This is a genomic window from Streptomyces sp. NPDC001832 (assembly GCF_040297265.1).
GTDB lineage: Bacteria > Actinomycetota > Actinomycetes > Streptomycetales > Streptomycetaceae > Streptomyces.
Map to the genome: position 1 here is coordinate 120,412 of NZ_JBEOYU010000013.1, position 12,124 is coordinate 132,535.

A 12,124-nucleotide genomic window follows, 5' to 3' on the forward strand; every position below is an offset into this window, starting at 1 on the left:
TTGGAGGATCCGTGAATGAAGGAGTGCGACGATGAGGCATCGCAGCGTCTCCGACCTCATGACACCCACGGCTGTCACCGTCCAGCGCGGCACCACGTTCAAGGAAATCGCCCGGCTCCTCGACGAGTTCGGCGTCACGGCCGTGCCCGTCGTGGACGAGAAGGAGTGTCCCGTGGGCGTCGTCTCCGAAGCCGACCTGCTCCGCAGGCGCAGCGCCGGGAGCGGCGCGAACACCGCCGTCGGTCTCATGAGCCACCCGGTGATCACTGCGGCACCCGAGTGGAGCGTCGTCCGCGCGGCCCGAATCATGGAGAAGCACAAGGTCAAGCGACTCCCGGTCGTCGACAGCGAGGGCCGGCTCATCGGAGTTCTGAGCCGCAGCGACCTCCTGCAGCTTTTCCTGCGCAGAGACCGTGCAATCCAGGAGGAGATCCTGGAAGACGTCCTGACCCACACGCTCCGGCTCAGTCCGTCTTCGCTGACCGTCGAAGTATCCGATGGTCTCGTGACCCTCAGTGGCACCGTGGGGCGGCACAGCCTCGTCCCGATCGTCCTGCGTCTGTGCCGGAGCGTCGACGGAGTCGTGGACGTGGTCAATCGGCTCAGCTATGAGCGGGACGACATGCCGGTCGATGCACGAACGGGCAGCCAGGGCGTGTTTCGAAAGTAGCGTCGTCCGCAAGCAGGGCCCACGAATGAGGTCCCCGCGGCGCCGCGCCCCCGGGGTTCGTCCCCTCCAGGCAGCCCGTGGCGAATGGCGTACGGCCGTGCATCATCGATGCGTTCCACCGCTCGGGTGAAAGCTGCGGTCATGCCCCGCGGCTGGATCCTCACGACGCCACAACCACCCAGAATCGGGCCTCCGCCGACGGTGCGGCCACGATCACGGAGTTCAGGGTGGATGGAACCTTCTCACTGATCCTGCTTCTTCTCTTTCTCTGGGGTTTGTACTCGCAGTGCCTCGCACGCGTCGAACTCACTGCCCCCGTAGCGTTCGTGCTGCTCGGCCTGCTACTGGGCGAAGGAATCGGAGTACTGGACCTTGCCCCCTCACCCGGAACTGTGCGGGCACTCGCCGAGGTCACGCTGGTGTGGGTGCTGTTCACCGATGCCGCGCGGCTGTCCTTCCAGGCCCTTCGCCCGGAGCTCGGTCTGTATGTACGACTTCTGCTTCTCGGGCTGCCGATGTGTATCGGTCTCGGCACCCTGCTGGCCATTTGGCTGCTCCCCGGAGTGTCGGGCTGGGCCGCGCTGTACGTCGCGGCCGCACTCGCTCCGACCGACGCCGCGCTCGGCGCCACGATGATGGTCAATCCGGTGGTGCCCGCGAGGATCCGCCGGCTCATCAACGTCGAGAGCGGCCTGAACGACGGCATCGCCACCCCGTTCGTCGTACTCGCCCTGGCCGGAGTCGCCGCGGCCGGCGGTGCGACGGACACCCATGCCCCCGGCAGCGCCCTCGTGGAACTCGCCATCGGCCTGGTCTACGGCACGGTGCTCGGGCTGACCGCCGGATGGCTGCTGCGCTCCGCCTTGCGCAGAGGCTGGGCCACCGAGGACGTCGCCGGGGCGGGCGTCCTGGCATTGGCCCTCCTCGGCTACACCTCAGCCATCGCGATCGGCGGCAACGGCTTTGTCGCCGCCTTTACCGCCGGCCTGGCCTTCGGGTCGGTGCACGGTGCGCCGCACCGCGTGCTGTTGTTCGTCGAGCAGTCCGCTTCGCTGTTCTCCCTACTGGTGTGGCTGCTCTTCGGTGCCGTACTGGTACCGGCCGCCGTCGATCACCTCACCTGGCAGGCACTGCTCTTCGCGGTACTGAGCCTGACGGCGGTACGCATGGTGCCAGTAACCCTTTCCTTGGCCGGAAGCGGTCTGGACCCGAAAACCGTCCTGTTCGTGGGCTGGTTCGGCCCACGCGGGCTGGCATCAGTCATCTTCGCTCTGCTGGCGGTCGAGGGACTCGACCCGCAGGCCTCGCAGATGATCGTCCCTGTGGTCGCCTGCACCGTGCTGCTCAGTGTCTTCGCACACGGCATCACCTCTGCGCCTCTCGCCCAACGCTACGGCAAAGCATCAGCCGTCACCGGCAAGCCGTCGGCCGGTCCGGTTTTGAACGATCTGCCCATCCGGGGAATGACGCCGGGCACCGCCAATGGTCACCGGTACGGCAGGCGCGACGGGCACGCATGACCAACACCGCACACGTTGCCGCTCGGCCGACGAACACGCGGGTCGAGCGGCTGAGTGCGTCGTGCGAGCAGTCTCACACGCCGGTGGAGGAACTCGGGGCGTCGTCGATCCGGTAGGCGATGTGCTCGGCGACGGAGACCACGCCGTCGACGCTCAGGCACAACCGTTCGATGATGGGGATCAGGCTCTTGAACTCGACGGATCCGCTGAGGGCGACCTGCCCCTGCCGCACCTCGACCGTGACCGCTGAGGGAGCGAGGCCCATCGTCTGCTGCAGCACATCCCGGTTGATTTCCTCACGGATGGCGTCGTCGTGGCGCAGGAAGACCCGCAGCAGGTCGCCGCGGCTGACGATGCCGAGCAGCTTGTCCGTCTCGTCCACGACGGGCAGGCGTTTGACGTTCTGCACTTCCATGAGGCGGGCCGCCTCGACCACGGTCCACTCCGGACGCGCACACACCGCGGGAGCCGACATCAGCTCCTCCGCGCTGGCCCCCTCGGCCTTGGCCCGCTCCCACGCCTCCAAGTGCGGGATCGGCGTCAGGCCGGACGGGTCGCCCCGGTCGGAAGACTTGCGCAGCAGGTCGGCCTCGGACACCACACCCATGGGACGGTCCAGTTCATCAACCACGGGTACCGCGGTGACATCGTTCTCCGCCAGCAGTTTGACGATCTCCTTGAACTGCAGGTCACGCCGCGCCCGGACGACGTCTCTGGTCATGAGCTCTGCAACCGTTCGGTGTCGCATGTGCCTTCCTCCTTCAGGGCGTGACAGTCAGTAGTGGTCTGCGCCGAGCGGGTCAGGAGCCAGTCGCCACGGTTGAGCCGGCCAGGCCGCTCGGGAAACCCAGCGGGCCCACCCACTCGGCCCCACGGGATCGGGCCTTCTTCCTGCGCGGGGGCACGCCGCGCGTGGCAGTTCGGTTACAGCAACATAATGAGGAAGTGGTGACCGCCATGCGAGCGCACCTCGGCGATCAACTTGTTGTCGAAAGTCCGGCCACCGGCGCCAGCAGGCGCGACGGTGAGATCGTCGGACTCCGCCATGCGGATGGAACCCCTCCTGTGCTCGGCAGTTCTGTCTGCCACTCCGGCATCTGGCTGGCTGACGAGGCACAGGGGGCCGATAGTGGAAGGGGGACAGCGAGGAAGGTGCCTGGATGTCGAATGCCACGAGCACCGACCTCTACGAGGTCACGATGGCTCAGTCGTACCTGCGCGAGGGCATGACCGCTTTGGCGACGTTCAGTCTGTTCGTACGCGATCTGCCGCCGGACCGGGGCTTTCTTGTCTGTGCCGGGCTGGATTCGGTCCTCGATTTCCTCTCCGCCTACCGTGTGGACGCAGATGACGTGGACGTCTTCGCCTCTGTGATGGAACGACGGCCCGAGGATCTGGCCCCTCTGCTCGGCCTGGAATTCAGCGGCGAGGTCCGGGCAGTGCCCGAAGGACACATCGTGCTGCCCGGAGAACCCCTGCTGGAGATCACCGCGCCTCTTCCGCAGGCCCAGCTCGTTGAAACCTATGTACTCAACCGCCTCAGCCACCAGACCGCCGTGGCCTCCAAATGCGCCCGATGTGTGATGGCCGCCGACGGACACCCGGTCGTGGACTTCTCCCTGCGCCGCACTCATGGCATAGAAGCGGGACACCAGGCGGCTCGGCTGGGTGCCATGGCCGGCTTCGCCGGAACCAGCAATGTGGCAGCTGCTGACTCCGAGGGCCTGACCGCTGTCGGCACGATGGCCCACTCGTACATCGAGGCGTTCGGTACCGAGGAGGACGCGTTCCGGGCCTTCGCCCGGTCCCATCCGGGCCCGGTTACATTTCTCGTGGACACCTACGACACCATGACAGGCGTGGCAACAGCGGCGCGCGTACTACGCGATCTGGGGCTCGGCCCGGGATGTGCCATCCGGCTGGACAGCGGTGACCTCGGAGCCCTGGCCGTACAGGCGCGGGCCACCCTCGATGCCGCCGGCCTCCAGGAGACCCGGATCATCGCGAGCGGTGGTCTCGACGAGTTCGCCGTCGACAGTCTGGTCCGTTCCAAAGCACCCATCGATACGTACGCCGTCGGTACCCGGGTCGGCGTCTGTGCGGATGCCCCGTACCTGGATTCCGCGTACAAGCTGGTCGAGTACGACGGTCGGCCGGTGATGAAACTGTCATTGGCCAAGATGACGGCACCAGGTCGCAAACAGGTGTTCCGCCGACCGGGATACGCGGATCTGATAGCCCTCATCGATGAGCAGCCGCCGCCGGACAGTGTCCCGCTGCTGGAGTCGGTCATGCGGGAGGGGAGACGCGTTTCAAAACGCGCAGAGCTGGACACAGCCCGGCAGCGGCTCTTCGCCGACCTCGCGGCACTGCCGCCCGAGGCACGCACCATAAGGGCACCGACCGCTCCGAAGGCGGAGCTGTCGGGGCGCCTCGGCTCACTCGCCGCCGATGTCCGTCGACACATCGAGAAGGATCTGCTGGGGGACGCTCACGGCGCCGTCTGATCCGGGGGCACGAGGAGAGTGCGCTCAACCAAGTGCGGCGAAAAACCGAATGCTTTCCCGCCCCGGGCCGGACGGGTACACACAGGGGGCCGGTCGACCCATGTCCGTGAACCCGCTCCACAGCGATGCTGAAATCGGAGGCTACAGAGGAGGCCACCGATGAGCACTTCTCCGACTCGCATCACCGCAGCTTTGCCTGCCCTGTACCGTGCCCGTCTGATGCAGATCGGGCGTGAGGTCAATTTCGACGAGGGAACCCGTCTCTTCCACGAAGGAGACCGCGCAGACCGCTTCTGGATCCTGCGTTCAGGCACCGTCACGCTGGATTTCCGCGTACCAGGAAGCTCCCCGGCCGCGATCGAGAGCCTCGGGGCCGGCGAACTGGTGGGCTGGTCCTGGCTGTTCGAGCCCTACATCTGGCACCTCGGAGCCGAGGCGATGACGCCTGTCCGTACCCATGAGTTCGACGCAGCGACGGTCCGGATGATGATGGACGCGGATACCGCCTTCGGTTCGGCCATCGGCCACTGGGTCGGGCAGGTTCTGGCCCACCGGCTGCAGGCCGCTCGGATCCGGCTACTCGATCTCTACGCCCCTCACGGCAGCGGCGGCTTCGTGTGATGCATCCCGCCATTCCGCCATCGAAGAGCCACGCCTGAGGAGCACGCCATGGCTGCATCCCGGTACACCGTCAGTGACGTCATGACCCACACGGCCGTGGCCATCGGCCGTGAGGCTTCGTACAAGGAGATCGTCGAGCTGATGCATCAGTGGAAGGTCAGCGCGGTGCCGGTACTCGAAGGCGAGGGCCGTGTGGTCGGGGTCGTATCCGAGGCGGACCTGCTGCCGAAGGAGGAGTTCCGACAGGACGGCCCGGAACTGCCCGGCCAGTTGGAGGAGGCGTCCAAAGCCGACGCGGTGCTGGCCGAGGAGCTGATGTCGAGCCCGGCCGTCACCGTCCATCCCGATGCCACCCTCGCCGAGGCCGCCCGCATCATGGCGCGCAAGCAAGTGAAGCGTCTTCCCGTCGTCAATGGCCTCGGGATGCTGGAGGGCGTCGTAAGCCGCAGCGACCTGCTCAAAGTGTTCCTTCGGCCTGACGAGGAGATCGACGAGGAAATCAGATCCGCTGTTGTCGCCGAACTCTCTCCCCTGGATCGCGTGGAATTCTCCGTACTGGACGGTGTCGTCACCCTTCGGGGACCGCTGCGGAACCGTTCCCTGGCGCCACTGCTGGCTCGGGCCATGCGGGCGGTCGAAGGCGTCGTGGACGTGCGTGTGGAGCTTGCCTGATTTTTTCTCCAGGCACCGTCCGTCTCACGACGTTCGATGGCGCCCGTCACGGCTCGCCCCGGGCCCGGGGCCCTGCCGCGGAATGAGCTGCACGGGGCAATGCGCGTGGTGCAGAAGGCTGTGCGTCGCGCGCCCAAGGGTGGGGCCTATGTACCCGGGCGACCGCCGCCCGCCCATCACCAGCAGATCCGCCTCCCGCGATGCCTCCACCAGAACTCCGGCCACGGTCAAGCTCTTCTCCGCATCCGCCCGCACGGTCAGGGCCGGGAATTCGTCGCGGATCCGGTCCGTCACGGCGGTCAGGTGATGGACGTGTTCGCCGGCCATCGCTTCGACGTTGTCAAGCATGGTCACGGCGATTCCGGCGGACTCGAAAACGTTCCACACGTGAAGCAGCCGCAACGAAGCCTTACGGATCTCTGCTTCGCACGCCGCATACCGGGCGCACTCGTCGTCGTGCTCGTCACGGACCGCGGCGAGCACCACTCCGGTTGCGGCCCCGTCGTCGATGCCTCTGACCACAATGACGGGCGTTGTGGCACCAGCGGCGACTTTCAGACCGACGGATCCGAGCATCAGGTATTTGAATCCGCCGAGACCACGGTTGCCCACCACGACAGTGCCGCGAAGACCTGCGGTCCGTTGCAGGCTGGGGACGGGTGCGCCGCTGCTGTACTCCGTGGTGACGCTCAGGCTCGGACACTGTTCCGCGACGACAGCGGCCGTGTCCCGCAGCAGTTCGCGGCCCGCGCTGCGAACACGTTCGATGCTGTCCACGGAAAGGTAGAGAGCCCTGCCGTCCGTATCGGCGGCGTGAAGGATGTGCAGAGGGCTGTCACGGCGTACGGCCTCGGCCGCCGCCCACAGCGCTGCCCGGCGGGCCGACTCGGAGCCGTCGACGCCGACAACGACAGAGCCCAGTACCGGGCTGTCGGTGGTGCCTTTCATGGTTCCTCCTCACCGAGGGCCACTGACGTGTCAGCTCTCACGCTGGCACAACGGGACCCGGGACGGAGAGGGCCGCCCAGGGCCCGCCCGGGGCCCGATTGGTCCCTGCCGAAGAAATCCTGCCGTGTCCGCGCGCCCGAGCCAGGTCCGGCCGGTCCCGGCCGCGCCCCATTCGGCCCTTCTGGTCCCGGTACGGCCCGGCGGATCGTGGTTTCTGAACGACCTGCTGCGTTGCGTCCGGGTGGGTCCCTGTGAGACGGCAGGAGGTGCTTCCATGAGGCACATCAAGGTGGGAGACCTGATGACCGACGAGGTCGTCTCAGTAGTCCCGGTCACCTCCTTCAAGGAGGTCGCGAAGCTGCTCGCACAGTACGACATCAGCGGACTGCCCGTACTCGACGACGAGGACCGGGTCGTCGGCGTCGTCTCCGAGAGCGACCTGCTGAGCCGACAGGCGGCGGGGCACCCGGTGCCCGGCGACGCCCCTGACACCGCCACCAGGGACATGGCCGAATTGACCGCCGCCGAAATCATGTCGGTGCCGGCCGTGACCGTCCGCGCGGAGGAGACCGCACCGGACGCCGCCCGGCTGATGACTCGCCGGGGCGTGGAGAGGCTTCCCGTCGTGGACGACGAGGACCGGCTCGTCGGCATCCTCACGCGTCGGGAACGTGACCCGCACGGAATGTCGGTGGAGCCGTAACGGCCTCACGCGATTGGCAGAGGTGCGAGAAGATCCGCGGAGCTAACCGTTGCGGAATCGCCGGGACAGTTCGGCTTCCACCTCGTCCCACTCCTTCTCCCACCCCGCACACCTGCGGCTGTCCACCAGCTTCGTGAAGAGTTTCCACACCACAACGAAGATTCCGGCCGCAACAACGAAGGTCCCTGTCGCCGTCAGCCACGCAGACGCAACGACCTCGCCATGCGTTGCGGGTGGACTGCTGGTGACCACGCCTTGAGCAGTGGTCCAGACCGGTACGGTCGTACCGGCCGGGCTGCCCGCCCAGACGCTGACCACCGCCGTGCGCTCGGTGCCGTCGGGCTGTGTCCACCGGACGGGGGCGCGCACCGTGGTCTGTGTTCTGGCGGCTGTGGCACGGCTGCCGGCGTCGGAGATCAACCGTGCGTCCACCTTCCTCAGCTCAGGAATTGTGGTGGGAGACTGCGTCGCGGCTTCAAGCACGGCGCGGCCCGTGGCAGCCGATGCCAGGGGTGCCGCCAGCAGGAAGACCACCACAAGAAGAACCCTGCCCCAGCGCTCGATGTGATCTGATGCGCGGATCGGCAGCCTGCGAGTGGTGGGCGCACCGCGTTCATGGCCTTCGCCGGAGGAAACTTCTTCAGTCATGTCCAGGCCTCGTTCCTCTGCGACAGCGATCTCTGCCCGCAGCGCGTCGCGAGGGCTGCGGGCAGGAGCGCGTGTCTCCATCCTGTACACACGGCACGGCTCATGGCATGGGCTGAGCGGGTGCGAGACCGGGCCGGTCGGCCCAAGCGCCGTACATCGTCAGCGGCACATGATGGGGTGGATGAAGGGTTCGCAGAGCAGTGGCAGGCCGGACGGCGGGACCGATTCCACAAAGGGTGTGTGCAGCATGGTGCGCGGAGAGAGCCACTCATCGGACAGCAATCAGGGCAGAATCCTGCCGGGCGACCTGGGCAGACGGGTTTCCGCGCGTCGCGAGCAGCTCGGGCTCAGCAGGCAGGCAGTGGCCGAGCGGGCCGGTTCGGCACCCGGTTACATCCAATACGTCGAGGAGCGGCAGGCCACGCCCGGCATCGGGTTTCTGCTACGGCTTGCCGAAGCGCTGGAGACCACGGTGGCCGAGCTGACCGGGAGCACAACGGAGCTGCCCCCCGGGATCGGCCGTGCCGGCTACCACACCCAGTTGCTCGAACTCGGCCCCGAGGAGTGCCATCGGCTGTTGTCCACCCACGGAGTGGGCCGGATCGGTGTGACGACGGACGACGGGCCGGCCATCCTGCCGGTCAATTACGTCGTGGACGGTGACCGGATCGCGTATCGAAGCGCCCAGAACGCACTGCCCGCGGCCGCCGCGGACCAGCAGATCGCCTTCGAAGTCGATCATATTGATGAAGCGCTGAGTCAAGGGTGGAGCGTCCTCCTCGTCGGTACGCCAACGGTTGTCACCGATCCGGAAGCCGCGCGGAGACTGGACGAACATGCCTACACCACGCCATGGGCCGGCGGCCCGCGGAATGTGTGGCTGACCATCGCTCCCACGCGCATGACCGGGCGCCGCATCCGCGTGCTCAGAACCCACGCTCCTGGTGCCGGTGGTGGTTCACGCGATCCCTCGGACTGAAGCCGAGCCACAGCGCGCCTACCGCGAGGCCCAGAGCGCACGGTGCGGTTCTGGTCACCGGTGGTCACCGGTATGCGGTCTACGGGCTCGGTGCGGCGTGGGACCGTCCGGCCCTGGTGCGTGTCTCCTGCGCGGACCCACGATGAGTAGGGGCGGGATGGGGGCAGCGCGTCGACAGCGAGGAGGACGCCATGAGCGACGAGAGTGGGTTCTCGGCGCAGAAGCCGATCCGCGTGTTCCTGCTGGACGACCACGAGGTCGTCAGGCGCGGCGTACAGGATCTGCTCGACGCGGAACCCGATATCGAGGTCGTCGGCGACGCCGGAACAGCCGCTCACGCACTGGTCCGCGGCCCGGCGCTCCGTCCCGATGTCGCGATTCTCGATGTGCGGCTGCCGGACGGCGACGGGATCACGGTCTGCCGTGAGCTGCGCTCATGGATGCCGGAACTGGCCTGTCTGATGCTCACCTCGTTCGACGACGACGAGGCGCTGCTCGATGCCATCATGGCAGGTGCGGCAGGCTACGTACTCAAGGAGATCAAGGGTTCGGACCTCGTCGCCGCCGTCCGCACACTGGCTTCTGGGCGCTCGACCCTCGACCCGGCGACCACGGCACGGCTGATGAGCAGCCTGCGCGAGGATGAATTCGGCACTGAACCTGCGGAAGACGACGCGCTCTCGGGGCTGTCGTCCCGTGAGAAGGACGTCCTCGTTCTGATCGGCGAAGGGCTGACCAACAGTCAGATCGGAAAGCGCCTCTTCCTGTCGGAGAAGACGGTGAAGAACCACATCTCCCGTCTGCTGGCCAAGCTGGGCGTCGAGCGCCGCATCCAGGCGGCCGTGATCGCGGCGCACGCCGCGGATCACTCCCCGCCCGGCACCGTGCGGCATCAGAGGTGACTGTGCGGCCCCCAGGGCCTCAGGAAGGCCGCAGCGGCACCCGCCAGCTCAGCCGGGTGCCGCCCCGCGCCGACGCACCCACGCTCATGTCGCCGCCGAGTTTCTCGGCGCGCCGTGCGAGGTTGTCGAGCCCGCTTCGGGAACTGCCGTGCTCGGGCATGCCCACACCGTTGTCGGAGACGACAAGGTTCAGTGCCCCCTTACCCACCACCAGCGAGATGTCCACCGCTGTCGCCCGTGCATGACGGGCGACGTTGGTCAGTGCCTCGCCGAGGACTGCGATCATCTGCTCGGCGATCTCGGCCGACACATCCGTATCGATCAGCCCTCCCATCCGCAGGGAGGGCTGGAAACCCAGGGTCCGTACGGCCTGCTCGACCGTGGTCACCGTCCGGGAGCGCAGCCCTTGGCCTGCACGGCCCGATTCACGGGTGCGGAGGCCGAAGATGGTGGACCGGATGATCTTGATGGTCTCGTCCAGGTCGTCCACTGCGCGCAGCAACCGCTCGCTCGCCTGTGGCTGTTCCACGAGCCGCACCACGCTCTGCAGCGTCATCCCGGTGGCGAAAAGCCGTTGAATGGCCAGGTCGTGCAGATCCCTGGCGATGCGGTCGCGTTCCTCCAGCAAGGCGATCTGTTCGGCGGACTCACGCCGCTCGGTGAGCTCCATCGCCAGGGCTGCCTGCCCGGCGAACGCCAGAAGGGGCGCGGTATCCGAATCGGTGAAGGCAGGACGCCCCTGTACCCGGGCCAGCAGCAGCACCCCTCGGGTCCGCTCCCCCGTCACCATCGGTACCGCGACAGCAGGGCCGAGCCCCATCCATCTCGGGGGGCCTTCGGTGATCCTCGGATCGTGCGTGACATCGACGCTCGTGATCGCCGCTCCCGTGTTGAGGGCCGCACCGACGAAGGATCCTTCACGTGACAGAATCAGACCACGATGCATTTCGGCGTCAACGCCGGACGCGACTGCCACACGGAGGGACGTTCCCCCGGCTGGAAGCGCCAGGACGCCGAGATCCGCGCCGAGGATACACGCGGAGTGATCGACGATCATCTGCAGGACATGCGGCTCGTCCGCCCCGCTCAGCAAAGCCGCGACAATCTCGCTGTTGGCTTCCTGCCAGCGTTGACGGTCGCGCGTCCGCGCATACACACGGGCGTTCTCGATGGCGACTCCCGCTGCCACCGCGAGTGCCGAGAGGACGATCTCGTCCTCGGCGTCGAATTCGCGGCCGCCCCGTTTTTCGGTGAGATACAGATTGCCGAACACCTCGTCGCGGACCCGGATGGGTACTCCCAGGAACGAGTGCATCGGGGGATGGTCCGGCGGAACCCCGTGGGAGGACGGGTGCTCGGAGAGTTCCCTGAGCCGCAACGGCTGGGGGTGGCGGATCAGCTCGCCCAGGATGCCATGCCCTCCGGGCAGCGGCCCGATGGCCTCACGCTGCTCCTGCGTCATACCCACCGGCAGGAACTGTGTGAGCCGGGTTCCCTCACCGACCACACCCAACGCCCCGTATTCGGCGTCGACCACGACGACCGCGGCCTCGACGATCCGGCGCAGCACCTGGGGCAGGTAGAGCCCTCTGCCCACCGACATGACGGCCTCCAGCAGAAGGGCCGCCTCGGCAGGTCCACGCTTCACGGTGTCGAGGCGCCCGTGGAGGTCCTCCGGCAACGTGCTCAGCCGACGTCTCTCCTCGCCGCAGCGTTCGGTTCCGTTGTCGCCCACCGTGCCTCCGTCTTGCGCCGCGCATCCCGGGCCGGTTACACCTCCACGTTAGTATCCGCGCACCGATCGGCACCCGGGACGGGGCTCCCCCGGACGCCGTCGGAAAGTCCCTGGCACGCGGCAGCCTCCAGCGGGAGCGGCGTGCCTGTCGCAGTGCTGGTATGCCCTGATGATGTGCTGACACGGACAGTGATTCTGAAGGAGTGCCGTGGAAAGCGT

12 protein-coding genes and 1 pseudogene are annotated in these 12,124 nt (G+C 67.3%); 9 read left to right on the top strand and 4 right to left on the bottom strand.

Annotated features, from left to right (window positions below):
- Positions 1 to 31 precede the first annotated feature (31 nt).
- Both ABT115_RS13670 and ABT115_RS13675 read left to right on the top strand, forming a co-directional pair.
- Positions 32 to 670, top strand: coding sequence for a CBS domain-containing protein (locus ABT115_RS13670; protein ID WP_351788130.1), 639 nt, complete (start codon positions 32 to 34; stop codon positions 668 to 670).
- Positions 671 to 897: 227 nt separating this feature from the next.
- Positions 898 to 2,190 (top strand): cation:proton antiporter domain-containing protein, encoded by a 1,293-nt coding sequence (locus tag ABT115_RS13675; RefSeq protein WP_351788133.1) that lies wholly within the window; start codon positions 898 to 900, stop codon positions 2,188 to 2,190.
- Between the two features lie 73 nt (positions 2,191 to 2,263).
- On the opposite strand, the gene ABT115_RS13680 is transcribed toward ABT115_RS13675, so the two are convergent.
- Positions 2,264 to 2,938, bottom strand: a complete 675-nt coding sequence (locus ABT115_RS13680) for a CBS domain-containing protein (protein WP_351788136.1) — start codon at positions 2,936 to 2,938, stop codon at positions 2,264 to 2,266.
- Between the two features lie 209 nt (positions 2,939 to 3,147).
- Here ABT115_RS13680 and ABT115_RS13685 point away from each other — a divergent pair.
- The 4 genes and pseudogenes from ABT115_RS13685 to ABT115_RS13700 form a co-directional block, all read left to right on the top strand.
- Positions 3,148 to 3,255 (top strand): annotated as a pseudogene (locus ABT115_RS13685) (DUF1918 domain-containing protein); the annotation flags it as partial.
- Positions 3,256 to 3,350: 95 nt separating this feature from the next.
- Entirely contained in the window at positions 3,351 to 4,697 is a 1,347-nt protein-coding gene (locus tag ABT115_RS13690; RefSeq protein WP_351788139.1) for a nicotinate phosphoribosyltransferase, read from the top strand.
- 159 nt (positions 4,698 to 4,856) lie between these two features.
- Positions 4,857 to 5,318: a Crp/Fnr family transcriptional regulator gene (locus ABT115_RS13695; RefSeq protein WP_351788142.1), complete on the top strand. Its 462-nt coding sequence runs from the start codon at positions 4,857 to 4,859 to the stop codon at positions 5,316 to 5,318.
- Between the two features lie 48 nt (positions 5,319 to 5,366).
- Positions 5,367 to 5,990 (top strand): CBS domain-containing protein, encoded by a 624-nt coding sequence (locus tag ABT115_RS13700; protein WP_351788145.1) that lies wholly within the window; start codon positions 5,367 to 5,369, stop codon positions 5,988 to 5,990.
- Positions 5,991 to 6,014: 24 nt separating this feature from the next.
- Here the strand turns inward: ABT115_RS13700 and ABT115_RS13705 are convergent, their stop codons facing one another.
- A complete protein-coding gene (locus ABT115_RS13705) occupies positions 6,015 to 6,938 on the bottom strand; it encodes a universal stress protein (RefSeq protein ID WP_351788148.1) in 924 nt (307 codons plus the stop codon).
- Between the two features lie 274 nt (positions 6,939 to 7,212).
- Between ABT115_RS13705 and ABT115_RS13710 the strand changes: the two genes are divergently transcribed.
- Positions 7,213 to 7,641, top strand: a complete 429-nt coding sequence (locus ABT115_RS13710; protein WP_351788150.1) for a CBS domain-containing protein — start codon at positions 7,213 to 7,215, stop codon at positions 7,639 to 7,641.
- A gap of 42 nt (positions 7,642 to 7,683) precedes the next feature.
- Here ABT115_RS13710 and ABT115_RS13715 read toward each other — a convergent pair whose 3' ends face one another.
- Positions 7,684 to 8,289 carry an Rv1733c family protein gene (locus tag ABT115_RS13715; RefSeq protein ID WP_351788153.1) on the bottom strand — a complete coding sequence of 202 codons (606 nt, stop codon included), beginning with the start codon at positions 8,287 to 8,289 and terminating at the stop codon, positions 7,684 to 7,686.
- Between the two features lie 247 nt (positions 8,290 to 8,536).
- Between ABT115_RS13715 and ABT115_RS13720 the strand changes: the two genes are divergently transcribed.
- Both ABT115_RS13720 and ABT115_RS13725 read left to right on the top strand, forming a co-directional pair.
- On the top strand, positions 8,537 to 9,268 hold the full coding sequence (locus tag ABT115_RS13720) for a helix-turn-helix domain-containing protein (RefSeq protein ID WP_351788155.1): 732 nt from the start codon (positions 8,537 to 8,539) through the stop codon (positions 9,266 to 9,268).
- Positions 9,269 to 9,459: 191 nt separating this feature from the next.
- Complete coding sequence (locus ABT115_RS13725) at positions 9,460 to 10,170, top strand: response regulator (protein WP_351788157.1); 711 nt, start codon at positions 9,460 to 9,462, stop codon at positions 10,168 to 10,170.
- A 19-nt stretch (positions 10,171 to 10,189) separates the two neighbouring features.
- Here ABT115_RS13725 and ABT115_RS13730 read toward each other — a convergent pair whose 3' ends face one another.
- Positions 10,190 to 11,905 (bottom strand): sensor histidine kinase, encoded by a 1,716-nt coding sequence (locus ABT115_RS13730; RefSeq protein ID WP_351788160.1) that lies wholly within the window; start codon positions 11,903 to 11,905, stop codon positions 10,190 to 10,192.
- Between the last annotated feature and the right edge of the window lie 219 nt (positions 11,906 to 12,124).

What these genes read in the sequence shown, in the direction of transcription:
- ABT115_RS13670 (WP_351788130.1), top strand. Translation starts at nt 32, where the DNA reads ATGAGGCATCGCAGCGTCTCCGACCTCATGACACCCACGGCTGTCACC.
- ABT115_RS13680 (WP_351788136.1), bottom strand. Translation starts at nt 2,938, where the DNA reads ATGCGACACCGAACGGTTGCAGAGCTCATGACCAGAGACGTCGTCCGG.
- ABT115_RS13690 (WP_351788139.1), top strand. Translation starts at nt 3,351, where the DNA reads ATGTCGAATGCCACGAGCACCGACCTCTACGAGGTCACGATGGCTCAG.
- ABT115_RS13695 (WP_351788142.1), top strand. Translation starts at nt 4,857, where the DNA reads ATGAGCACTTCTCCGACTCGCATCACCGCAGCTTTGCCTGCCCTGTAC.
- ABT115_RS13700 (WP_351788145.1), top strand. Translation starts at nt 5,367, where the DNA reads ATGGCTGCATCCCGGTACACCGTCAGTGACGTCATGACCCACACGGCC.
- ABT115_RS13705 (WP_351788148.1), bottom strand. Translation starts at nt 6,938, where the DNA reads ATGAAAGGCACCACCGACAGCCCGGTACTGGGCTCTGTCGTTGTCGGC.
- ABT115_RS13710 (WP_351788150.1), top strand. Translation starts at nt 7,213, where the DNA reads ATGAGGCACATCAAGGTGGGAGACCTGATGACCGACGAGGTCGTCTCA.
- ABT115_RS13715 (WP_351788153.1), bottom strand. Translation starts at nt 8,289, where the DNA reads ATGACTGAAGAAGTTTCCTCCGGCGAAGGCCATGAACGCGGTGCGCCC.
- ABT115_RS13720 (WP_351788155.1), top strand. Translation starts at nt 8,537, where the DNA reads ATGGTGCGCGGAGAGAGCCACTCATCGGACAGCAATCAGGGCAGAATC.
- ABT115_RS13725 (WP_351788157.1), top strand. Translation starts at nt 9,460, where the DNA reads ATGAGCGACGAGAGTGGGTTCTCGGCGCAGAAGCCGATCCGCGTGTTC.